Origin of the sequence: Aestuariivirga sp. (assembly GCF_020252395.1) — a bacterium.
Taxonomy (GTDB): domain Bacteria; phylum Pseudomonadota; class Alphaproteobacteria; order Rhizobiales; family Aestuariivirgaceae; genus Aestuariivirga.
On sequence record NZ_JADCDB010000019.1, the window covers coordinates 45,957 to 67,984 of the forward strand.

The 22,028-nt window shown below is 64.7% G+C and carries 26 protein-coding genes and 1 tRNA gene; 13 read left to right on the forward strand and 14 right to left on the reverse strand.

Going from position 1 to position 22,028, the window contains the following annotated elements; all coding sequences use genetic code 11:
* The first annotated feature begins 130 nt into the window (after positions 1 to 130).
* Together phaC and IOC82_RS09675 are read left to right on the forward strand one after the other, a co-directional pair.
* A complete protein-coding gene (gene phaC / locus IOC82_RS09670) occupies positions 131 to 1,978 on the forward strand; it encodes a class I poly(R)-hydroxyalkanoic acid synthase (protein ID WP_290545975.1) in 1,848 nt (615 codons plus the stop codon).
* A 54-nt stretch (positions 1,979 to 2,032) separates the two neighbouring features.
* Entirely contained in the window at positions 2,033 to 2,623 is a 591-nt protein-coding gene (locus IOC82_RS09675) for a c-type cytochrome (RefSeq protein ID WP_290545976.1), read from the forward strand.
* A gap of 15 nt (positions 2,624 to 2,638) precedes the next feature.
* On the opposite strand, the gene IOC82_RS09680 is transcribed toward IOC82_RS09675, so the two are convergent.
* Positions 2,639 to 2,950, reverse strand: coding sequence for a hypothetical protein (locus IOC82_RS09680; protein WP_290545977.1), 312 nt, complete (start codon positions 2,948 to 2,950; stop codon positions 2,639 to 2,641).
* 274 nt (positions 2,951 to 3,224) lie between these two features.
* On the opposite strand from IOC82_RS09680, the gene IOC82_RS09685 reads away from it, so the two are divergent.
* Positions 3,225 to 3,476, forward strand: a complete 252-nt coding sequence (locus tag IOC82_RS09685) for a winged helix DNA-binding protein (protein ID WP_290545978.1) — start codon at positions 3,225 to 3,227, stop codon at positions 3,474 to 3,476.
* Positions 3,477 to 3,495: 19 nt separating this feature from the next.
* Here the strand turns inward: IOC82_RS09685 and IOC82_RS09690 are convergent, their stop codons facing one another.
* Positions 3,496 to 4,371, reverse strand: coding sequence for a LysR substrate-binding domain-containing protein (locus IOC82_RS09690; RefSeq protein ID WP_290545979.1), 876 nt, complete (start codon positions 4,369 to 4,371; stop codon positions 3,496 to 3,498).
* A gap of 116 nt (positions 4,372 to 4,487) precedes the next feature.
* Between IOC82_RS09690 and pdxA the strand changes: the two genes are divergently transcribed.
* Entirely contained in the window at positions 4,488 to 5,486 is a 999-nt protein-coding gene (gene pdxA, locus IOC82_RS09695) for a 4-hydroxythreonine-4-phosphate dehydrogenase PdxA (RefSeq protein WP_290545980.1), read from the forward strand.
* Entirely contained in the window at positions 5,479 to 6,156 is a 678-nt protein-coding gene (locus IOC82_RS09700; protein ID WP_290545981.1) for a 4-hydroxythreonine-4-phosphate dehydrogenase, read from the forward strand. The genes pdxA and IOC82_RS09700 overlap by 8 nt, the downstream gene beginning before the upstream one ends.
* Positions 6,157 to 6,217: 61 nt before the next feature.
* On the opposite strand, the gene rpsI is transcribed toward IOC82_RS09700, so the two are convergent.
* A complete protein-coding gene (gene rpsI / locus IOC82_RS09705) occupies positions 6,218 to 6,715 on the reverse strand; it encodes a 30S ribosomal protein S9 (protein ID WP_290545982.1) in 498 nt (165 codons plus the stop codon).
* A 1-nt stretch (position 6,716) separates the two neighbouring features.
* Positions 6,717 to 7,181, reverse strand: a complete 465-nt coding sequence (rplM, locus tag IOC82_RS09710) for a 50S ribosomal protein L13 (RefSeq protein ID WP_290545983.1) — start codon at positions 7,179 to 7,181, stop codon at positions 6,717 to 6,719.
* A 236-nt stretch (positions 7,182 to 7,417) separates the two neighbouring features.
* Between rplM and IOC82_RS09715 the strand changes: the two genes are divergently transcribed.
* From IOC82_RS09715 to IOC82_RS09735, 5 genes are all read left to right on the forward strand, one after another.
* The gene (locus IOC82_RS09715) at positions 7,418 to 8,179 is read left to right on the forward strand and encodes a hypothetical protein (protein ID WP_290545984.1); all 762 of its coding nucleotides are present in this window, start codon (positions 7,418 to 7,420) and stop codon (positions 8,177 to 8,179) included.
* On the forward strand, positions 8,176 to 8,970 hold the full coding sequence (locus tag IOC82_RS09720; RefSeq protein ID WP_290545985.1) for an enoyl-CoA hydratase: 795 nt from the start codon (positions 8,176 to 8,178) through the stop codon (positions 8,968 to 8,970). The genes IOC82_RS09715 and IOC82_RS09720 overlap by 4 nt, the downstream gene beginning before the upstream one ends.
* Positions 8,967 to 9,503 carry a CoA-binding protein gene (locus tag IOC82_RS09725; protein WP_290545986.1) on the forward strand — a complete coding sequence of 179 codons (537 nt, stop codon included), beginning with the start codon at positions 8,967 to 8,969 and terminating at the stop codon, positions 9,501 to 9,503. The genes IOC82_RS09720 and IOC82_RS09725 overlap by 4 nt, the downstream gene beginning before the upstream one ends.
* Positions 9,504 to 9,575: 72 nt before the next feature.
* Positions 9,576 to 10,142, forward strand: coding sequence for a cytochrome b (locus IOC82_RS09730; protein WP_290545987.1), 567 nt, complete (start codon positions 9,576 to 9,578; stop codon positions 10,140 to 10,142).
* 105 nt (positions 10,143 to 10,247) lie between these two features.
* Positions 10,248 to 11,525 (forward strand): O-acetylhomoserine aminocarboxypropyltransferase, encoded by a 1,278-nt coding sequence (locus tag IOC82_RS09735; RefSeq protein WP_290545988.1) that lies wholly within the window; start codon positions 10,248 to 10,250, stop codon positions 11,523 to 11,525.
* 52 nt (positions 11,526 to 11,577) lie between these two features.
* On the opposite strand, the gene IOC82_RS09740 is transcribed toward IOC82_RS09735, so the two are convergent.
* A complete protein-coding gene (locus tag IOC82_RS09740; RefSeq protein WP_290545989.1) occupies positions 11,578 to 12,627 on the reverse strand; it encodes a COX15/CtaA family protein in 1,050 nt (349 codons plus the stop codon).
* 99 nt (positions 12,628 to 12,726) lie between these two features.
* Here IOC82_RS09740 and IOC82_RS09745 point away from each other — a divergent pair, with 99 nt between their 5' ends.
* Positions 12,727 to 12,936 carry a DUF2842 domain-containing protein gene (locus tag IOC82_RS09745; RefSeq protein WP_290545990.1) on the forward strand — a complete coding sequence of 70 codons (210 nt, stop codon included), beginning with the start codon at positions 12,727 to 12,729 and terminating at the stop codon, positions 12,934 to 12,936.
* A gap of 39 nt (positions 12,937 to 12,975) precedes the next feature.
* Here IOC82_RS09745 and IOC82_RS09750 read toward each other — a convergent pair whose 3' ends face one another.
* The 8 genes from IOC82_RS09750 to IOC82_RS09785 all read right to left on the reverse strand — a co-directional run bounded on the left by IOC82_RS09750 (position 12,976) and on the right by IOC82_RS09785 (position 17,760).
* Positions 12,976 to 13,266: a hypothetical protein gene (locus tag IOC82_RS09750; RefSeq protein WP_290545991.1), complete on the reverse strand. Its 291-nt coding sequence runs from the start codon at positions 13,264 to 13,266 to the stop codon at positions 12,976 to 12,978.
* Between the two features lie 273 nt (positions 13,267 to 13,539).
* Positions 13,540 to 13,616, reverse strand: a tRNA-Pro gene (locus tag IOC82_RS09755).
* A 54-nt stretch (positions 13,617 to 13,670) separates the two neighbouring features.
* A complete protein-coding gene (locus tag IOC82_RS09760) occupies positions 13,671 to 14,198 on the reverse strand; it encodes a MerR family transcriptional regulator (protein WP_290545992.1) in 528 nt (175 codons plus the stop codon).
* Positions 14,199 to 14,236: 38 nt separating this feature from the next.
* Positions 14,237 to 14,551 carry an integration host factor subunit alpha gene (locus tag IOC82_RS09765; RefSeq protein ID WP_290545993.1) on the reverse strand — a complete coding sequence of 105 codons (315 nt, stop codon included), beginning with the start codon at positions 14,549 to 14,551 and terminating at the stop codon, positions 14,237 to 14,239.
* 93 nt (positions 14,552 to 14,644) lie between these two features.
* Positions 14,645 to 15,637 (reverse strand): beta-ketoacyl-ACP synthase III, encoded by a 993-nt coding sequence (locus IOC82_RS09770; protein ID WP_290545994.1) that lies wholly within the window; start codon positions 15,635 to 15,637, stop codon positions 14,645 to 14,647.
* Complete coding sequence (gene plsX, locus IOC82_RS09775) at positions 15,634 to 16,680, reverse strand: phosphate acyltransferase PlsX (RefSeq protein WP_290545995.1); 1,047 nt, start codon at positions 16,678 to 16,680, stop codon at positions 15,634 to 15,636. The genes IOC82_RS09770 and plsX overlap by 4 nt, the downstream gene beginning before the upstream one ends.
* Before the next feature lie 145 nt (positions 16,681 to 16,825).
* Complete coding sequence (locus IOC82_RS09780; RefSeq protein ID WP_290545996.1) at positions 16,826 to 17,341, reverse strand: DUF177 domain-containing protein; 516 nt, start codon at positions 17,339 to 17,341, stop codon at positions 16,826 to 16,828.
* Positions 17,338 to 17,760 (reverse strand): ubiquinol-cytochrome C chaperone family protein, encoded by a 423-nt coding sequence (locus tag IOC82_RS09785; RefSeq protein ID WP_290545997.1) that lies wholly within the window; start codon positions 17,758 to 17,760, stop codon positions 17,338 to 17,340. The genes IOC82_RS09780 and IOC82_RS09785 overlap by 4 nt, the downstream gene beginning before the upstream one ends.
* Before the next feature lie 204 nt (positions 17,761 to 17,964).
* Here IOC82_RS09785 and bamE point away from each other — a divergent pair, with 204 nt between their 5' ends.
* Entirely contained in the window at positions 17,965 to 18,420 is a 456-nt protein-coding gene (gene bamE, locus IOC82_RS09790) for an outer membrane protein assembly factor BamE (protein WP_290545998.1), read from the forward strand.
* A gap of 198 nt (positions 18,421 to 18,618) precedes the next feature.
* Here bamE and IOC82_RS09795 read toward each other — a convergent pair whose 3' ends face one another.
* Positions 18,619 to 20,718, reverse strand: a complete 2,100-nt coding sequence (locus IOC82_RS09795) for a sodium-translocating pyrophosphatase (RefSeq protein WP_290545999.1) — start codon at positions 20,716 to 20,718, stop codon at positions 18,619 to 18,621.
* Between the two features lie 207 nt (positions 20,719 to 20,925).
* On the opposite strand from IOC82_RS09795, the gene IOC82_RS09800 reads away from it, so the two are divergent.
* Positions 20,926 to 21,990 carry a hypothetical protein gene (locus IOC82_RS09800; protein WP_290546000.1) on the forward strand — a complete coding sequence of 355 codons (1,065 nt, stop codon included), beginning with the start codon at positions 20,926 to 20,928 and terminating at the stop codon, positions 21,988 to 21,990.
* Positions 21,991 to 22,028 lie beyond the last annotated feature (38 nt).

Consider the following 22,028-nt stretch of genomic DNA (forward strand, 5'->3'; position numbering starts at 1 on the left):
CACCGCGGACTGCTTCAATGGCCGGCGAAGTCTTTAATGCTGCATCGCACAAACCCCCTCCTCATTGCCAATTTGCCTTTCCACCCAGGCCCTTTACACTTCCGCCATATTCGCCTTTCAAGAGCAGGCCATGACGGACAGGACGCCCGAACAGAAGCCCGGGAAACCGCAGGCCAACGCGCCGCAACCACCCGCCCAGTTTCAGCTGGCGGACCCCGTGCAGTTTGCCCAGAACATGGCGCGCGTGTTCGAGCAGGCGGCGGGGATTGCCCGCATGGTGGCGGAGCAGCCGAAACCGGTCCTGACCGAAGCCGAGACGCAGATCACCCCCATGGAGCAGGTGTCGAAGACGCTGGGCGCCATCACCCAGTCCTACATGAACGATCCGCAGAAGCTGATGGATGCCCAGATGCAGCTGTGGAACTCCTATACCCAGCTCTGGCAGAACGCCTGGGCCAAGGCGCTGGGCGAGCATCCCGCCCCAGTGGCCGAGCCCGCCCGCAACGACAAGCGCTTCAAGGACAAGGACTGGCAGGAAAACACCGTCTTCGATTTCCTCAAGCAGTTCTACCTGATTTCCGCCAACTGGGCGCAGGACATGGTGAAGAACGCCGGGGGCGTGGACGAGCACACCCGCCGCAAGGCGCGTTTTTATGTGGAGCAGATCGCCAACGCCATCTCGCCCTCGAACTTCGGCTTCACCAACCCGGAAGTGCTGCGCACCACACTCGCCACCAATGGCGCCAACCTCATCGAGGGCCTCAAGCACCTGCAGGAAGACATGCAGACGCCCGACGGCCGGCTGCGCATCAAGCAGACCGACATGACGGCCTTCGAGATCGGCCGCAACATCGCGACGACGCCCGGCATGTTGGTGTTCCGCAACGAGACCTTCGAGCTCATCCAGTATTCGCCCACGAAGGCTGAGACCTACGAATACCCCCTCGTCATCTTCCCGCCGTGGATCAACAAGTTCTATATCCTCGACCTCAATGCAAATAAGTCCTTCGTCAAATGGGCGGTGGACCAAGGCCTCACCGTGTTCATCGTCTCGTGGGTGAATGCGGATGAGAAGCAAGCCCGCAAGAGCTTTTCCGATTACATGCGCGAAGGCTTCCTCGAAGCGGTGCAGGCGGCCCTCGACGCCACGGGCGCGCCCAAAGTCAATGTCATCGGCTATTGCATCGGCGGCACGCTCACCGCGGCTTCGCTCGGCTGGATGGCCGCGCAGAACGACCAGCGCGTCAATTCCGCCACCTTCCTCACCACCCAGGTCGATTTCGAGAAGGCGGGCGATCTCCTCGTCTATGTCGACGAGGAACAGGTGAAGTGGATCGAAGACCGCATGAAGGACAAGGGGTATCTCCCCGGCGCCCGCATGGCGGACGCCTTCAACCTGCTGCGCTCCAACGATCTGATCTGGTCCTATGTCGTCAATAACTACATGCTGGGCAAGGACCCGATGCCTTTCGACCTCTTGTACTGGAATGCCGATTCGACCCGCATGCCGGCGGGCGTCCATTCCTTCTATCTGCGTGAATGCTATATGTCGAACAAGCTGTCACAGGGAAAGATGGTGCTCGACAATGTGAGGATCGACCTCAAGAAGGTGAAGATGCCGATCTATAATCTGGCGGCGCGCGAGGACCACATCGCACCCCTGGCCTCGGTGTTCCGCGTTGGCCGCTATTTCGGCGGGCCCACCAGGCTCGTCGTCTCCGGCTCGGGCCACATCGCCGGCGTCGTCAATCCGCCCGACGCCAACAAGTACCAGTACTGGACCAATGACAAGGGCGCAGCGGCCATCGAGGACTGGCTCGCGGGCGCCACCGAGCACCCCGGCTCCTGGTGGCCGGACTGGGCGAAATGGATGGCGGACAAGTCCGGCCCCAAGGTGAAGGCGCCCACGCCCGGCAGCGGCAAGCTTCGCGTGATCGAAGATGCGCCCGGCTCCTATGTGAAGACCCGGGCAGAGTGACGGGGTTGACCCCGGTCAAGGCCCGCCGCAGGAGAGGATGAGACAAGGACACCCATGCGAATCGCCCTTCCCCTCTTGGCCCTCCTCGCCTTCACCCTTCCCGCCGTCGCGGCGGAGGACCCGAAGCTGGTGGCCGAGGGCAACCGCCTCGCCACCATCAACTGCACCAAGTGCCACAATATCGAGGCCACCGGCGAAAGCCCGCTCGCCGACAGCCCGCCATTCCGCGAGATCGCCAAGAACTATGACCGCGAGGAATTGATCGACGGTTTCATGGACGGCCTTGCCGTGCGCCATCCCCTCATGCCCGACTGGGATGTGACGCAGCCCCAGGCCGAGGCGCTGACAGCCTTCGTCATGAGCCTCGGCACCGGCCAGAAGTCGGAGGAAACCCAGGCCGCCCGCGGCTTCGACCTCTTGCGCTCGAACTGCGCGCGCTGCCACGCCATCGACGCCAGCAGCACGTCGCCCAACGGGAAGGCCCCGCCGTTCCGCAACGTGGTCAAGAAGTACGACCCCGATGCGCTGCAGGAGGCGCTGGCCGAGGGCATCGTCACCGGCCACAACAACATGCCGGAATTCGCCTTCGAGCCGGATGACGTGACCGCCATCATCGCTTATCTCGACACGCTCAAGATGCCTTGAACCGGTCGCCGGGATCTAGCTTCTATCCGCCTCGGCATCCAGTTCGGCGCTGCCGCCCGCCTTCCAGCGCTCCAGCCGGTCATTGCCGGAATGGCCGCGGCCGCCGAAATCATCCCGCAGCAGCACCGCGGCCAGCACGGTGACCTGCGAGAAGGAGATGCCGAAGGAAAAAGCGAACACGAAGACCCACAGCAACGGGCTCTCGGCCTTGCCGAGAAGCGTCCGCACGCCGCCGATATCGGCCGCGAGCAGCATCGCGACAAACACCCATCCCGCAGCCATGCCGATGAGCGACCATTTCAGAAGAAAGCGAATGAGCGGAGGCATGGATCCTCAACGTTTCCCGCGGAGCGGAAGCTCCGGGCTGTGTATAGCGTAGACTGTGCGATGCACCATGAAAGTTTGCCAAAGAGGACCATTTCCAATATAGTAAAAATTGTAATTATGATTTCTGTTGAGGTATAGTGATCGCGCCCAGCAGACGTGATTTGACCTCAACGCGGACCCCGCCGCCGCAAAGAGACGCACAATAGAGTACACCACACTCCGCCAGGCAATCCTCGAGGCCGAAAAGCAGCACGGGCTTCATGAGCTCGACTTCATGATGCGCGAACTGCTCCATGCCATCACCACGGCCCAGATCAACAACGAGCCGATGCGGGTCTCCCACCTGATGCGGGACCCCGCCCACGGCACCTTCCCGACCATCAGCGCCAAGCTCAAGAAGCTCGTCGACGGCGGCTGGGTGGAGCGCCGCGGCGACAGTTCCGACAAGCGCTCGGTGCTGCTCGAGGCCACGCCCAAGACTCTCGAGGCCTTCGACAGCATCTCCAACGCGCTGGATTCGCTCTGAATCCCTTGCCCACTTTCCTCTAGGCCCGGTCCTCTGCCGCGACCTGAAAGAGCCACGCGCACAGCGCCGCCGTGCCGGCTGAGCTTGCCGCGGTCTTCGGAGAGATAAGGCCGTAGGCCGTCCCGTCGGGATCGAACCCGTAGGGCGCCGCCAGGCGTGACTGATTGACGTCCTGTCGCACCAGCACGCGTGGGCAAAGTGCCACCCCGAGGCCGGAAAGAGCAGCTTCGATCACCAGGAAATGATGATCGAGCATGCGCATGCTTCGGGGTTTGGGGGCATCGGGATGTTCGCGCAGCCAGTTCTGCCAGGCATCCGGACGTGTTGTGCTGCCGATGGCGACGTAGTCACCCTTCTGGAATGCGTCGCCAAGCTTGGGCTGATGCACGGGCCCCACCCTCTCCGGCATGAGGGACTGCACCGACCAGTCGGGTTGTAGGGGAAAGTCCAGGCGCCGCAAGGCCAGTGCGATCCGGTCGCGGGCGAAGTCCAGCGTTCCCCCGCCGGTAGACAGATGCACCTCGATCTCAGGGTGACGGTCCTGAAAGCTCGAGAGGCGGGGAATCAGCCAGCGCATGGCCAGCGATCTTTCGCAGGACAGCAGGACCGGCGGCGCCGACTGGCGGTGCCTGATCTCCTGCAATGTCCTGGACAGCAAACCGAAAGCTTGCGTTGCCGCCGCCGCGAGCTGTGCGCCATCCTGCGTGAGCCGCAGCCCACGGCCATCGGGTTCAAGCAGCGTGAGGCCCAGGGACCCCGCAAGGTTCGCGGCCCGGCGGCTGACGGCACCATGAGTCAGGGCCAGTTCCTCGGCGGCAGCGCGCACCGACCCCTTTCGGGCAATCGTCTCAAAGGCCCGCAGATCATCGAGGGACGGAATCTCCGACCGGCGCATTGGTGATCAATCCTCACTGATAAACGTCAGATTCTTTGGATATCATTCTCTTATTGTTGCGTCCATATCACTGGTGCCGGGTGCCCTGGAAGCTCTCACACGAAAGGAAGACGCCGTTGAGCCGTGAATCTCCTCCGATCGCCGTGACGATGGGCGATCCAGCCGGGATCGGCCCCGAGACCGTCGTGAAAATGTTCATGCGCCGCCCGGGGCAACACCGCTGGATCGCCGTGGGCGATCCGGGGGTCTTCGGACGCGCTCTGCGCCTCCTCGACTGCCCGGCGCCGCTCAGCTCCATCTCTGCGCCGGAGGACGCGCAGGCTGGACGTCTCAACGTCCTGAAGACGTCTCATGTGGCCGAGGCGCCGCCCTTCGGCCGCGTTAGTGCTGCATGTGGGCAAGCTGCCTACGACGCCATCGCAGCGGCCGTGGAGTTGGCCCAGTCCGGGCGGGTCGCGGGCATTGTCACTGCGCCCATCAACAAGGAAGCACTCGCTGCCGCATCCGTCGCCTATCCGGGGCACACCGAGATGCTCGCCGAGTTGAGCGGTTCTCCGCGTGTCGCGATGATGCTTGCGAATGACGAGATTCGTACGGTGCTCGTCACCGTGCACTGCTCGCTCATGCAGGCCATCCGCAGCGCGGACTTCCCGGCGCAGATGACGGCGATCCGCCTGGCTCACCAGGGCACGCAGGCCCTCGGTGTACCTCGCCCGCGGATCGCGGTGGCGGGGCTCAACCCGCACGCTGGGGAAGGAGGGCTCTTCGGGGATGAGGAAGAACGCATCATCCGGCCGGCCGTGAGGGCGGCATGTGCCGAAGGCATGGATGTTTCAGGGCCGTGGCCCGGCGACACGGTTTTCATGCAGGCCCGCGACGGCCGGTTCGACGTCGTGGTTGCGCAATATCACGACCAGGGCCTGATCCCCCTCAAATACCTCGGACTGGCAAGAGGCGTGAACATCACGCTCGGCCTGCCGTTCATCCGCACCAGCCCCGACCACGGAACGGCCTTCGACATCGCCGGCCGCGGCATCGCCGATTCAAGTAGCCTGGAGACTGCCTTCGACTACGCGGTAAAACTATGGGAGAACCAGGACGTCCATCATGGCTGACCTCGACTTCATCTTCATGCTCACCCGCAACGACCGAACGGTCGCCGATGCCGCCGCGCATCTAGACACCGCGCTCGGCTGCGGGGTCCGGCATATCGGCTTCAAGGACGTGGGGCTGCCGTTCGACGATCTCGCCGCCCTCACGCGGCGCATCCGGAGCGCTGGAGGCAAGGCCTATCTGGAGGTCGTCTCTCTGGATCCTGCTGCCGAGATCGCGTCGATCGCATCGGGGATTCGCCTCGGCGTCGACTGCTTGCTGGGCGGCGTGAACGTCGAAGCGGCACTGCCCCTGGTCGCGGGATCGGGCATAGCCTACCTTCCCTTCGCCGGGACGGTTCATGGCCACCCGAGCATCCTGACGGGAACCCCGGAGGACATCGCAGCAAGCGCAGCCGCGCTGACTCGCCATGACGCAGTCTCGGGCATCGATCTCCTGGCATGGCGGCACGATGGCGATGCACCGAAGCTGATCGCGGCAGCCGTGCGGGCAGCGCGAAAGCCCGTCATCGTCGCGGGCTCCATCGAACGACTGGAGCAGATCGCCGCCCTGGCAGCGGCCGGCGCTGCAGGCTTCACGGTGGGCACGGCGGCTCTCGATGGCAGGTTTCCCGCAAGGAGCAGTGCTCTGGCCGACCAGCTGACTGAAATCCTGAGATCGGCACGCCGCTAAAGGAAAGGGGCCGCCTTCCGGCAGCCCCTTTGGAAAAAGCAGACTGAAATCTGCTGCGTGCTCAGCGCTTCGAGAACTGGAAGCTGCGGCGGGCCTTGGGGTGGCCGTACTTCTTGCGCTCGACCATGCGGGGGTCGCGCGTGAGGAAGCCGGCCTTCTTCAGGGCCTGGCGCAGTTCGGGCTCGAAATAGGTGAGCGCACGGGCAAGCCCGTGGCGGACGGCGCCGGCCTGGCCGGACAGGCCGCCGCCGGCAACCGTGCAGTCAATGTCGAGTTCGGTGGCGCGGTTCACCGTCATCAGCGGCTGCTGGACGAGCATGCGCAGCACGGAGCGGGCGAAATAGGTCTCGATCGGCTTGCCGTTGATGGTGATCTTGCCCTTGCCGCGCTTGATCCAGACGCGCGAGGTGGCGTTCTTGCGGCGGCCGGTCGCATAGGCGCGGCCCTGGGCATCGAGCTTGGGCTTGGCAGGAGCAGCGGCAGCAGCCGAGGCCCCGCCGGAAGCGGGAGCCACGCCCATGGCCTGGCCGAGATCTGCGAGGGATTTGCGTTCAGCCATGTCAGCCTCTCACCGCATTCTTGGGGTTCATGGACTTGATGTCGAGCTTCCTGGGCTTCTGCGCGTCATGGGGGTGCGCGGCGCCGCCATAGATCTTGAGGTGCGTCATTTGCTGGCGCTTCAAGGAACCGCCGGGAAGCATTCGCTTCACGGCAAGTTCCAGCACGCGCTCGGGGTACTTGCCCTCGAGGATCTTGCCGGCATTGCGCTCCTTGATGCCACCCGGGAAGCCGGTGTGGTGGAAGTAGCTCTTCTGCTCTTTCTTCTTGCCGGTGAAGTGGATCTTCCCGGCATTGATGACGACGACGTGGTCGCCGCAATCCATGTGGGGGGTGAAGGTGGCCTTGTGCTTGCCGCGCAGGCGGTTCGCGATGATGGCGGCCAGGCGGCCGACGACGAGGCCTTCCGCGTCGATCAGCACCCAGTCCTTCACGATGTCCTTGGCTTTCGCCGAATAGGTTGTCATCCGCTTGTCTCTGGTGTTACGGGGTCAAAGATGAGAGGGGAAAGACTAAAGCCTCCGTACCCCGCTCGATGCCGTGCTGATTAGGGACCAGACGCCGGCCTGTCAAGGAAAACACCGGAAAACGCCGCAGAAAATTGCTGTGGTAACATGATACCGCAGAGAGCATAGCCACCCCGAAATCGCCCTTCCCCCGCCACCCGCCATGGCCTAGACTTTACGCCAGCAGGAAAGCACAGATGACAGCACGCATTTTCGTGACACTCGCAGCCGTGGCCAGCCTCGCCATGCCGGCCGCCCAGGCCGCCACCGCGCGCACGGGGGACCACACTGTTCTCGCCCAGGCGGCCACACCTCTGCCCGCTCCGGCGGAGCCCTCCGCCGGAGCCCCGGCAACGCCACAGGCCACCGCGCCCGCCCCCGCCACGCCCCCGGCTGCGGCGGCCGAGCCAGCGCCTCAAGAACAGACCACGCCCGATATGTCCGGCGGGCAGGACGGCGCCTTGCCCCAGGACAATGGCGACACACCGGACGGCGAGCTGAGCCTCGGCGAAATCCCGACCATCGAGACCATGGAGCTGACGCCCGAACTCGCCAAGCGCGCGCTCGACAGCTACATCATGGCCAAAACCAAATATGCCGACACCAACCTCGACCAGTACGAGAACCTGCAGGACTTCGTCGATCAGACGCCGGATGGCAAGAAGTTCGAGGCGGATGTGAAGGCCGCCGGCTTTGCCAACGTCTCCGACTGGAACCTCGCCGTCACCACGCTGGGCCTCACCTATTCCTCAGTCACGGACGACCAGACTTCGGACCTTGAGCAGCAGATCAAGGAGGTGGAGGACGACACGGAACTGGCCCAGGACATGAAGGACAAGATGGTGAAGGCGCTGAAGGCGCTCATCCCGTCCGACAACAACAAGAAGGTCATCCAGGAGCTGATGAACGATCCGGTCTATGGCCCGAAGCTGAAGCAGCTCGACATCGAGGAAGAATGACGGCGCTCCTGCTCTCCGCCCTGTCGGGCGGCGTGCTGCGCCTCACGCTGTCGGACGCGGCCAGCCGCAACAGCCTCTCCGAGGCGATGATGGCGGCGCTGCGCGAAGCGCTCGATGCGGCGGCCGGAGACAAGGCGGTGCGCGTCATCGTGCTGGCGGGCGAAGGTCCGGCCTTTTCGTCTGGCCATAATCTCAAGGAAATCACCGCGCGCCGCGCGGATGCCGACAAGGGTGCGGCCTATTTCGCATCGCTGTTCGGCTCCTGCGCAGAGCTGATGCTCGGCATCGTCAATAACCCCAAGCCCGTCATCGCCGAAGTGGCGGGGCTCGCCAGTGCGGCGGGCTGCCAACTCGTCGCCAGCTGCGATCTCGCCATCGCGGGAGAAGGCGCAGGGTTCTGCACGCCCGGCGTCAACATCGGGCTCTTCTGCTCCACCCCCATGGTGGCCCTGTCGCGCAATCTGTCCTCGAAACATGCCATGGAAATGCTGCTGACGGGCGATGTCTTCGGCGCCGGGGATGCGCTGCGCTTCGGCCTCGTCAACCGCGTGGTGCCCGCGGCCCAACTCACCGCCGCGGTGAACGCGCTCGCCGCGAAGATCGCCGCCAAGTCCATGGTCACGGTCAAGACCGGAAAGCAGGCCTTCTACCGCCAGCGCGACCTGCCGCTGGCCGAGGCCTATGCCTATACCGCGCGCGTGATGACCGAGAACCTCTTGCGGCGCGACGCCGAGGAAGGGATCGCCGCCTTCATCGCCAAGCGCCCGCCCGACTGGACGGATGAGCCGTGAACCACGACAGCTATTCGCCGCACTACATCCGCTCCATCCTGCAATCGGTGAAGACCATCGCGCTGGTCGGCGCCTCGGCCAACGAGGTGCGGCCGTCCTACTTCGTCATGAAGTACCTCATGGACAAAGGCTATGAGGTAATCCCGGTCAACCCCGGCCTCGCTGGCCAGCAGATCCTTGGCCAAACCGTCTACGCCGCGCTGAAGGACATTCCCAAGCCCGTGGACATGGTGGACATCTTCCGCAATTCGGAGGCCGCAGGTCCCATCACCGGCGAGGCGCTGGCGCTCGATCCGAAACCGGGCGTCATCTGGATGCAGCTCTCGGTCAGGAACGACGGGGCCGCGGCGCGCGCCGAGGCGGCGGGCCTCAGGGTCGTCATGAACCGCTGCCCCAAGATGGAATACGGAAAGCTGTCGGGCGAATGGGCTTGGGTCGGCGGCGATTCAGGCGTCATTTCCTCCAAGAAGCAGGCGCTGCATGAAAGCGGCAGAATGCAAAGCCTTGGGCTTGGCCCCAAACGTGGCTATTGATCGCGGTCAAGGACGGCGGATCGGCGGCGCTCCAAACGTCTCATCGGCGGAAACAGAAAGACCGGAGTTAACATGAGCCTTGTCCCCAAGAACCGTTATGACGGTGTTGCCATGATCATCCACTGGCTGACCGCCGTGCTGATGATCTACATGGTGTTCTTCGGCGAGGACCTGATGAAGGAGGGCGAGCACCTCGCCAAGGCGGGCGACACCGCCAACGCCACCTTCGAACCCTCGATCCATGTGAGCCTCGGCGTCTCGATCCTGCTGCTCACCGTGCTGCGCATCGTCTGGCGCCTCACCCACACCGCACCCGCCTATCCAGCCAGCATGAAGCGCTATGAGGTGGTGGGCTCCAAATCGCTGCACGGGCTTTTCTACCTCCTGCTCATCGCCGTCCCGCTCACCGGCTGGATCGCCTTCGGCGGCTTCTCGGAGGAAGTGCCGGCGATGGCGCAGGCGCAGGTCTTCGGTCTCTTCGCCATGCCGCAGCCCCCCTTCTCGGGCGAATGGGCCGGTGAACTTCACGGGCTCGGCGCCAATGCCGCCATGGTCTTCATCGGCCTCCACGTGCTCGCCGCCCTGAAGCACCAGTTCATCGACAAGGACGCAATCTTCGGCCGCATGCTGCCATGGTGACCTGACGTCCGGCCGCACCGGCAGAGCTCCCGTCAAAATCCCTCAATTGTCCTCCGCCACAACCCGCGATAGACTCCCTCCCCACAACAAACGGGAGACGACACAATGGCCGAGAGAAAACCCGGTTTCGACACGCTGGCGCTGCATGCCGGACAGGCGCCCGACCCCGCGACGGGGGCGCGCATCACGCCGATCTACCAGACCACCGCTTACGTCTTCAACGACGTGCAGCATGCCTCTGACCTCTTCGCGCTCCGGGCCTTCGGCAACATCTACACGCGTATCATGAACCCCACGCAGGGTGCGCTCGAGGGCAAGGTGACGGCGCTTGAAGGCGGCACGGCCTCGCTCGCCGTGGCCTCGGGCCATGCGGCCCAGCTTCTCGCCTTCCACACCATCATGCAGCCGGGCGACGAGTTCGTGGCCGCGCGCCAGCTCTATGGCGGCTCGATCAACCAGTTCAGCCACTCCTTCAAGTCCTTCGGCTGGCACGTGGTGTGGGCCGATGGCGATGATCTTTCCTCCTTCGAGAAGGCGATCTCGCCCAAGACCAAGGCGATCTTCATCGAATCCCTCGCCAACCCCGGCGGCCGCGTGATGGACATTGAAGCCGTCGCCAAGATCGCGCAGAAGGCGGGCGTGCCGCTCATCGTCGATAACACGATGGCCACCCCCTACCTCTGCCGTCCCTTCGAGCATGGCGCCAACATCGTGCTCCACTCGCTCACCAAGTTCATGGGCGGCCACGGCAACTCGATGGGCGGCGTCATCGTCGATGGCGGCAATTTCGATTGGTCAAAGTCCGGCCGCTATCCGCTGCTGTCGGAGCCCAACGGCTCCTATCACGGCCTCAAACTGCATGAGACGTTCGGCAACATCGCCTTCGCCATCGCGGCGCGCGTGCTGGGCCTGCGCGACTTGGGTCCGTCGATCGCGCCGCTCAACGCCTTCCTCATCCTCACCGGCATGGAAACGCTGGGCCTGCGCATGCAGCGCCATTGCGACAATGCGCTGAAGGTGGCCGAATGGCTGTCGAAGCACCCCAATGTCTCGTGGGTGAACTATGCAGGCCTCCCGGGCGACAAGCACCACGCGCTGCAGCAGAAATACTGCCCGAAGGGTGCGGGCGCCGTCTTCACCTTCGGCCTCAAGGGCGGCTATGACGCGGGCGTGCGCGCGGTTTCCTCGGCCAAGTTGCTCTCGCATCTCGCCAACATCGGCGACACCCGATCGCTGATCATCCACCCGGCCTCGACGACCCACAGCCAGCTGAACCCCGACCAGCTCAAGCTGGCGGGAGCAAGCCCGGACGTCGTTCGCCTGTCTGTCGGGCTGGAAGATGTGGAAGACATCATCGCCGACCTGGATCAGGCGATCTCGTAAGCGCAGCGTTCTTAATTCCTCTCCCCCACTGCGTGGGGGCGAGGAATGAACCCTATTGGACCCTCACCTCCCGCAGCACCGGCACGCGCTCGCCTTTCAGCATGGTGTGCAGGTTCCAGATCGCCGCCGCGAACACCACCATTGCGCCCCCCTGGTGCGCAAGGCCCAGCCACAGCGGCACCGCCCACAGCAGCGTCCAAACGCCAAGCGCGATCTGCGCCAGCACCGCCAGAAGCAGCAGGAGGCTGGCGCGGCTCCTCGCCGCATAGGCCTGCGCGGCCACGAGGAGGAAAATCACATAGGCCAGGTTGCGGTGATTGAACTGCACGGTCAGCGCATTCTCGAACAGGTTGCGCCACCATGGCTCGGCCGCGAACAGGCCTTTGGGCACCACCGCGCCGTCGATCAGCGGCCAGCTGTTGTAGCCGAAGCCGGCGTCCAGTCCCGCCACGAAACCGCCTGCCGCGATCTGCAGCAGAACCAGCGCCGCGATCAGCAGCGCCAGCCACTGCCCCCCGGTCTCCGGCACATGGCGCTTGCGGCCGAGCCCGAACCCCACCCACAGGATCGCGCCATAGATGAAGGTGGCAAGCGACAGATGCGCGGCCAGCCGGTACTGGCTCACGTCCACCCGGCCGACGAGGCCGGAGGCCACCATGTACCAGCCGAGCGCCCCCTGCAGCCCGCCGAGGATGAACAAGATGCCGCAGCGGATCGCCGTGGAGCGGTTGAGCGCCCCCGTCACCGCGAAATAGGCGAAGGGCAGGAAGAAGGCGAGGCCGATCACCCGGCCAAGGAAGCGATGCGACCATTCCCACCAGTAGATGAACTCGAACTCCGCGAGCGACATCCCCTTGTTAACAAGGTGGTACTCCGGGATCTGCTGGTATTTCCGGAAGGCATCGAGCCACTGCGCCTCGGTCATCGGCGGAATAGCGCCCAGCAGCGGCTTCCATTCTGTGATGGACAGCCCGCTGTCGGTGAGCCTGGTGGCGCCACCCACGATTACCATGCAAAAGATCAGGGCCGCCACGCCGAAAAGCCAGGCCCTGACATAGGGCGTGGCGGCGGTCTGGCGGAAATTCAGGGTTTCGGCGGTCATGCGAGCGCAATACGGCGGAGCCGCCCGGCAGTTCAAGTGATGAAGCGCCGCAGTGGGGGGAGCTTGCGTCAGCCCCGGCAATCCCGTATCAGGCTGCCCATGAAGATGCGGACTCGCAAGGCAATCGGCACCTTCGCCTCCGTCCTCTTCATCATCGTCTATGCGCTGGCGATGATGGCCGTGGGCGGCGTTCTGGTGGTCGGCCGCGGCATGGCCTTCGAACTCCCCTTTTACATCGTGGCGGGCGTGGGCTGGCTGCCGGTGATCATGGGCCTGATCCGCTGGATGTCGAAGCCCGACGCCGCCTGAGGCTCAGGCGGGAAACAAACCGCTGCCGGAGCGCCAGCGTCACTTGAGCGCCGGCGTCTCGTCGTTCACGAGGGGCAAGTCGCCATCGTTGTCGTTCTCGGCGAAGGCCTCCACGGCATCGGTCTTGGGCCATTCGAAGCGCAAACCTGCGATGTTGACGCCGTTCCGGCCGCGTTCGTGGACGTCGACCACGTTCACCAGCTGCCGCGCTCCGTCGCGGTCGATCTTGACCGCGATTTCTCCCTCGACCCCGATGTCGCGCAGGGCATCGATGAAGCTGAGCGAAGCCTTGAGGAGGCCGACCAGCCGGGGGTCCAGTTCGCCGGACATGTGCAATCCTTCCGCTGCCGTGTTGAGGAAGAAATTACCGTCAACGCCCGATGAAAACATCCTGAAACTTTTCTATGTAGTCGATTTCATCTGTCTATGGTGATCATAAGTGGTTAATCTGCAAAGGTTTTCTGAGGCGCTTTAGGGTAAATTACTTGCCTGACGGACGGCAAAAAATCGGCTTAACCCGTCACCGGCCGAACCCAGCCCGGCGACAATAAAAGGACCGGGCATTTCTGCCAAGTCCCTGTTCTAACACGTTCTTGTTATTGATGGTCGGAGCGACTGGATTCGAACCAGCGACCCCTATCCCCCCAGAATAGTGCGCTACCGGGCTGCGCTACGCTCCGACACGGTGCGGCTCTAGCATTCTTCCGGCTGGAGCGAAAGCCTTATTCGCGTCCTCAGCGACTCTGCGACGGATCGAGAATCCGCCGCGCATCGCCAAGGTCGCGCAGAGCCGCGCGCAACATATCGGCATGGCTTTCGGACAGGCGGTTCACCACCACCCGCACCTCGCCCAGCGGAAGCAGCGGCTGAGCTGGCGGCTCCGCCGGCGCCGTAACAGGCTTGCCGTCTTTCACCCGTGGCGCCGGCTTCGACATGCCAGGCGGCGGGGCGGAAGCCATCTCGCCCTCGCGCTTCCTCGGTTCGACTTCGCCGCGGCCGACGCCCGCCACATAGACTGCGCCATCCTCCTTAAGGATCTTCTGCACGCCGCGGATGGTGTAGCCCTCCTTGTAGAGAAGGCTGCGGATGCCCTGCAGGAGCTCCACGTCAGCCGGCCGGTAATAGCGCCGCCCGCCGGCCCGTTTCATCGGCTTGATCTGGGTAAACCGGGTTTCCCAGAAGCGCAGCACATGCTGCGGCACGTCCAGTTCCTCGGCCGCCTCGCTGATGGTGCGGAAAGCGTCGGGAGATTTTTCTACCATGCGGCATCCCTCCTTAAGATGCGGCGTGCCGCGAAAGCCTACTCTTCCTCGGAGCCGCCTTCGAGGCCATTGATGACGTTCTTCATCACCTGGCTGGGACGGAACACGAGCACACGGCGGGGGGTGATCGGAACTTCCTCCCCCGTCTTCGGGTTGCGGCCGACACGGCCGTTCTTCGAGCGCACCATGAAGGTGCCGAAGGACGAGAGCTTCACCGTCTCGCCGGTGACCAGATGCTCGGACATCATGTCGAGCATGCTCTTCACCAGGTCCGCCGACTCGCTGCGCGACAGCCCGATCTGACGGTGGACAGCTTCACTGAGATCGGCACGGGTGAGAGTCTTGCCAGCCATTCTGAATCCCCTGCAAGAATTTAGAAATTACGGTGCGCCCAGCCGCCGGTCAACAGGAAAAATCGGGTAACTCAAGGGGTTACGGCTGAAATTTCAATATCGGGCCAGAACCGCCCCCCAGGTGAAGCCGCCGCCCATGGCCTCGAACAGCACAAGTTCGCCCTTCTTGATCCGGCCATCCTTCACCGCCACGTCGAAGGCCAGCGGGATCGAGGCGGCGGAGGTGTTGCCGTGCTTGTCCAGCGTCATGACGATGCGGTCCTCGCGGATGCCGAGTTTCCTGGCGGTGCCCTCGAGGATGCGGCGGTTGGCCTGGTGCGGCACGAACCAGTCGACCTCGCCGGGCGTCACATGCGCCAGCTTCATCGTCTCGTCCATGACCGATGCAATATTGGTGACGGCATGCTTGAACACCTCGCGGCCTTCCATGCGCAGGTGGCCCACCGTCCCGGTGGTCGACGGTCCGCCATCGACATAGAGCTTGTCGCTGTGCCGCCCGTCGGAGCGGATGCGGGTGACGAGGATGCCGGGGCTCTCCGGCACATCCGGATGCTGCTCCGCCTTCAGCACCACCGCGCCGGCGCCATCGCCGAACAGCACGCAGGTGCCGCGGTCGGTCCAGTCGAGGATGCGCGAAAAGGTTTCGGAGCCGATCACCAGCGCGCAAGTCCCCTGCCCCGCCTTCAGCATCGCGTCCGCCACGCTCAGCGCATAGACGAAGCCGGAGCACACCGCCTGCACGTCAAAGGCCGCACCCTGGGTGATGCCGAGGTCGGCCTGCACCAGCGTCGCCGTGGCGGGGAACGTATTGTCCGGCGTCGCGGTGGCAAGGATGATAAGATCGACCATCTCCGCGGCGATGCCAGCGTGCTCCAGCGCGCGCTTTGCGGCAAGCGTTGCCAGCGTGCGCGTCGTCTCGCCCTCGCCCGCGATGTGGCGGGACTTTATTCCGGTGCGTTCGACGATCCAGCCGTCGCTGGTGTCGACGATCTTCGACATGTCGGCATTGGTCATCACGCGCTGCGGCAGCGCCGACCCGCACCCGGCGATGACGGATCTGATCGCGGTCTTCGCGTGATCGTTCATGGGTTGGCTTCCGCTGGAACTTCTGGTTGTTTCAGCAGCCCCGTCATCAGTTCCACGTCAGTCTTGATCTTGTTCACGAGGTCGTTGCGCACGATCTCCAGCGCCACGTCGATCGCCGTGGCGAAGCCCAGCGCATCGGTGCCGCCGTGGCTTTTCACCACCACGCCATTGAGGCCCAAAAACACGCCGCCATTGTGCTTTCTTGGGTCCATGCGGTCCTTCAGCGCCTTGAAGGCGCCCTGCGCCAGGACGGCGCCGATCCTGGACAGCAGCGTGCGCTGCAGGCACCGGCGCAGATAGGCCGAGAGCTGCTTGGCCGTGCCTTCCGCCGCCTTGAGCGCAATATTGCCGGTGAAGCCCTCGGTGACGACAACGTCCACCGTGCCCTTGCCGATGTCGTCGCCCTCGACGAAACCCATGTATTCGATGGGAAGCTTGGAGTCGCGCAGGATGCGGCCCGCCTCCTTCACCTGCTCCTGACCCTTGATCTCCTCGACGCCGACGTTAAGCAGGCCCACCGTGGGCTTGTCGAGCCCGAGGAGGCAGCGCGCCATGGCTTCGCCCATCACCGCGAATTCGACGAGCTGGCGCGCGTCAGCGCCGATGGTGGCGCCCACGTCGAGCACCACGCTCTCGCTCCTGAGCGTCGGCCACATGGCGGCGATCGCCGGGCGGGAAATGCCGGGAAGGGTTTTCAGCACAAAGCGGGCCATGGCCATCAGCGCGCCGGTGTTGCCGGCGGAGACGGCCGCATCGGCTTCGCCCGCGCGCACGGCATCGATGGCCAGCCACATGCTGCTCTTGCCGCGGCCCTGGCGCAGCGCCTGGCTGGGCTTGGCGTCCATGGTCACGAACACGTCCGTGTGGCGGATCTCGGCGCGCTGCTTGAGCTTGGGATAGCGCTCGACCAGCGGAGCCACCCGGGCGCGGTCGCCCACCAGCAGGAAGCGCACCCCGGGGTGGCGCTCGGCGCAGAGCGCGGCCCCGGGAATCACCACCTCGGGGCCGCTATCGCCGCCCATCGCATCCAGCGCAATGGTCAAATGTTTCTTAGTTGTCAAAGCCTTGCCGATACTCGCCCGTCGCACCCGAAAGGCGGGACAAAGCCCGCCGCACCGTGGTTAAACGCTTAAGAGATTGGCTTGTGAAAGTCATTCCAAAAAAGGGCGGCCCCCCGGCATCCTCACGTCAACTGCCCTTTTTCGCGGCGAGAACGGCGAAGGGCGAAGCGGCCTTTTCGGCAGTCCCATTGTCTTCCACATGGCCGGGGAAGGCCTCCCCCGGCCGCCGCGGATAGGGGTCGAGGTCAAGGGCCAGCGTCTCGGCCACCACCTCGCCGAGGTCGATCCAGCCATTGTCGATGGGGTCGGCATCGTCCTCCCGGTCATTGTCCACCACCGCGCCAGGCGGCAGAAAATAGCGCGCCAGCGGCAGCGAGACGGTCTCCCGGAAGGGCTCGAGGCTGATTACCGACACCTGTTCCAGATCCGCCGTGATGTGGCCTTCGAGCTTCATGCCGCCGCCGCGCCAGGGTGTCGCGCGGATCTCGGCGGAAAGCGCATGGAGGGCCGGGATCTTGAAGCGCCTGGCCAGCGCCTGCAGCTCCCCCGGCTCGGCCGAAAGCTTTTCGGTGGAGCCGGGCTTGGGCACGCGGTCGACCTGCAGCGGGCGCGAAAACTCGATGTTCGGCGAGCGATTCTTCATGGCGTGGGCTCCCTGAAACTGACCTGCCCCCCGGCAATGGCCTTGACATCCTGCGCGGCCAAATGGCTGCGCTGGTCCCTCGCATAGTCCGCCAGCCGGGCCGCGCCATCCGATTCGGCAGCTGCCGGATCGTCCGGAAAAACGTTGCGGGCCAGCGCGGCCACGAGAGCATTGCCTTCCGCGGCAAGGGCCGTGTCATAGGCCGCGACCCGTCCGTAGAAAACCTCGGCCATTTTCCGAACTTTCTTGCCCACCGACAGGTCCCCCACCCCTAATTCGCGCAGCGAATAGTCCATGTCGCGGAAGAATTCGTCCACCAGATCCTGGCGGAAGCGTGGCTCCGCCCCCTTGAGCCGGTCAAGGACCAGGTAGCTGTGCAGCACAATCATATCGAAGCGCCCGTCCAGCGTGTCCGCCACCCCCCAGCGCGCATAGAAAGCGGGGTGCCGCGCGGCAGCCACAATTGCCTCGTAACAGCGGCGTGCGGGGTGGGGGGATCGGTCGAAAAGTCGTTTCAGGATCATGTCATTGCGGCTAACGGAAGGTATGGTTCACTGGTGTCTTATACGATTCCGCCGTTCAGGGGATTAGGAACAAGCTTGCAGCCGATGCAGATACCCAAGATGCGTTTCGCCACCAGCCTTCTCGCCGCGGCGGGGCTCGCTCTTTTCCTGGCCGGCTGCACGCCGGACGTCGAGCACCGCGGATACATGCCGAAGCCCGGCGCCTTCGAACAGATCGCCACGGGCATGTCGAAGATGGAAGTCGAAGGCATCATGGGCACGCCCTCGACCACGGCCTCGGTGCAGTACAAGGGCGACAGTTTTTATTACATCACCCAGATCACCACCAGCAAAGCCTTCCTGACCTCGGAAACCGACCGCACCGTCATCGCCATCCGCTTCAACGAGGATGGCAAAGTGAAAAGCTATGCCCAGTATGGGCTGCAGGACGGCCGGGTGATCGACATCAACACCAATGCCACCCCCGTCTACGGCGAGGACACCTCGATCATCAGTGCCCTGCTGCGCACCTCGAAGGGCACGCGCACCGCCCCCATGCTGCAGGGCAGGATATAACGGATCGGGCGGGCAAGCGGAATCGCTTGCGAAGCGTAAGATGGTCCAGATTCAACAGCTGGCGCAACTTTCTGCCTATACGTGAGGGCCCGTTGCGCCCGCCCGCGAAGAGCTCGCCGCAGCGACGCCGGAATTGCAAGCGAAACAAAACCCCGCCCGGATTTCTCCGGACGGGGCCATGTCAAACGACGGCGAAACTTAGTGCCCGGCCAGAACGGCCAGCAGCAGCAGCGCCACGATGTTGGTGATCTTGATCATCGGGTTCACGGCGGGGCCCGCCGTGTCCTTGTAGGGGTCGCCGACGGTGTCGCCCGTCACCGAGGCCTTGTGGGCATCGGAACCCTTGAAGTGCTTGACGCCGTGGGAGTCGACGAAGCCGTCCTCGAAGGATTTCTTCGCGTTGTCCCAGGCGCCGCCGCCCGCCGTCATCGAGATGGCGACGAACAGGCCTGTCACGATCACGCCCATCAGCATGGCGCCCACAGCCGCGAAGGCCGCGGCCTGGCCGGCAATGGCGTTGATGACGAAGTAGACGACGATCGGCGACAGCACGGGGAGAAGCGACGGGACGATCATTTCCTTGATCGCCGCCTTGGTCAGCATGTCCACGGCGCGGCCGTAGTCAGGCTTGTCCTTGCCGGTCATGATGCCCGGCTTCTCCTTGAACTGGCGGCGCACCTCGACGACGACGGACTGGGCCGCACGGCCCACCGCGGTCATCGACATGCCGCCGAACAGGTAGGGCAGCAGGCCGCCGAAGAGCAGGCCCACGACCACCCACGGGCTCGACAGCGAGAAATCGACCGGCACGTCCGCGAAGAAGGTCTTCAGATCCTGCGTATAGGCCGCGAACAGCACCAGCGCGCCAAGGCCGGCCGAACCGATGGCATAGCCCTTGGTCACGGCCTTGGTGGTGTTGCCGACCGCGTCGAGCGCGTCGGTGTTATGACGCACCTCCTTCGGCAGGCCCGCCATTTCGGCGATGCCGCCGGCATTGTCCGTCACCGGACCGAAGGCATCGAGCGCCACGATCATGCCGGCCAGCGCGAGCATGGTGGTGACGGCTACGGCGGTGCCGAACAGGCCGGCCAGGCCGTAGGTCACGACGATGCCGGCGATGATCACGAGGGCCGGAAGAGCGGTGGCTTCCATCGAGACCGCGAGGCCCTGGATCACGTTGGTGCCGTGACCGGTGATCGAGGCTTCGGCGATCGAGTTCACCGGGCGCTTGCCGGTGCCGGTGTAATATTCGGTGATCCAGATGATCGCCGCGGTGATGACGAGGCCCACCACGCCGCACCAGAACAGGCTCATCGGGGTGAAGCCGCCGAGGTCGAGGGACATGCCGCCGAAGACGAGGCTGATCACCGGATAGAGCGCGATGAGCGACAGGACGCCCGTCGCGATCACGCCCTTGTAGAGCGCGCCCATGATGTTGTTGGAGGCGCCGAGCTTGACGAAGTAGGTGCCGATGATCGAGGTCACCACGCAGGCGCCGCCGATGGCCAGCGGCAACACCATGCCGGCGAGCTTGAACTCCGCGGGGAGCGCGATGGCCGCGAGAACCATGGTGGCCACCGTGGTCACCACATAGGTTTCGAACAGGTCGGCCGCCATGCCGGCGCAGTCGCCGACGTTGTCACCGACATTGTCGGCGATGGTGGCGGGGTTGCGCGGATCATCTTCCGGAATGCCGGCTTCGACCTTGCCCACCATGTCGCCGCCGACGTCCGCGCCCTTGGTGAAGATGCCGCCGCCGAGACGGGCGAAGATCGAGATGAGCGAGGCGCCGAAGGACAGCGACACCAGTGCGTCGATGACGGTGCGGCTGGTGGGATCAAAGCCCAGCGTGTCCTTGAGGAAGCCGAAGTAGAGAGTGACGCCAAGCAGGCCCAAGCCCGCCACGAGGAGGCCGGTCACCGCACCCGCCTTGAAGGCGAGGTCGAGGCCGCCGGCGAGCGACTTGGTCGCAGCCTGCGCCACGCGCACGTTGGCGCGCACCGAGACGTTCATGCCGATGAAGCCCGCAAGCCCCGACAGGACGGCGCCGATGGCGAAGCCGATGGCCGACCATTGGCCGAGCAGGAAGAAGGCAAGGATGAAGATCGCCACGCCGACGATGGCGATGGTGGTGTACTGACGGTTGAGATAGGCCTTGGCGCCTTCGCGCACGGCCGCGGAAATCTCCTGCATACGGGCCGAGCCGGCGTCAGCGGCCATCAGGCCGCGCGTCGTCACGATGCCGTACACGATGGAGAGCGCGCCTGCGAGCACGATCAGCCAGAGTGCAGTGGTCATGATAAACCCTTGTGTTTGTTCGCGTTTCTTCAGAGCCCCGTGCGCGGAATCATCCGCGTTTTCCCTGCCCCGGAAGGTGGGCTTGGGTATGCCTTATCAAAGCCTTGGAGGCAACCACCAGAAAATCCCCGGAGAAGGGCCAGATCCGGCCCTAAAACGGACGCATTCTAGGGTTATATTCTTAAACTGTCGTTTGGGAGGGGTGGCATGAAAGTCTGGGTGGCAGGGTTCATTTTTGCAACTGTTCTGGTGGTGCTGGGCTCGGTCGCCCTGCCCCGCGGCATTGCCGCCGTCCGCTTTCTGGCAGGTCCGCGTGACGAGGTCTCGGCCGCCGCCTATTTCCTGACCCGCAAGACGGCTGACGATTACACCGCCGCCGCCGAGCGGGCGCTGGCGGAGAAGGACGAGGACCTGGCCTCTTCCATCGCCCAGCTGGCGGCGGAGCGTGGCGTGACGCTCCCCGCCACCCTCGCCGGCCGCATTGCGGCGGCGCAGGACGAGGCCTCCGCCCGCATCGGCGCGGATGCCTGGAACGGCTTCCTCTCCGGCGATGCGCCCAATGAGGCGGCGCTGGCGGGCGCGGTGGCCGCCGACCTCACCGGCATTGGCGACATCCGCGACCTCTATAACCAGGCGGCCCGCTATGTGTCCGGCGAGGAGATCGACCCTCTCGTGATCGGACTCGCCACGGTGGGCCTTGGCCTCACCGCGGCCACGGTGGCGACACTGGGGGCCGCGGGCCCCGAGAAGGCGGGCGTCTCAACGCTCAAGGCGGTGACGCGCGCCGGGCGCCTGTCGCCCCTGCTCGCCCGCGACGTGGGCATGGTGGCCGCCAATGCCTTGGACGGGGAGGCGCTGCGCCTGGTTGGAATGTCGGTGGCGCGGCTCGACCTCGCGGCCGCGCGCACCGCCTCGGGCCGCGTGCTGAAGGCGGAAGCCGTGACGGCGCTCAAGGGCCTCGGCAGCGATGTCGCGACGATCGGCAGCAACGCCGGATACCGCACAACGGTGGCGGCTCTGGGTACGGCAAAATCGGCGGAAGAGATGGGAACGCTCGCGAAGCTCTCCGCCCGCTTCGGTACCGCCACCCGCGCCGTGATGGTGCTGGGCGGCGCGGCGCTGACCTTCGCCAGCATGATGACCACCGCGGCGGTCTGGTCGCTGTGGCTGCTGCTGTGGATCGCCGGCGTGATGTTCGGCGCAGCGAAGCTGGGGCGGCGGATCGGACGGTGGATTTGGCCGAGACCTTACGCGTCCCTTCGCCGCGCATGAACAGCCGATTTTGTGTTCTTCCGCTTCAGCTGGAGAAG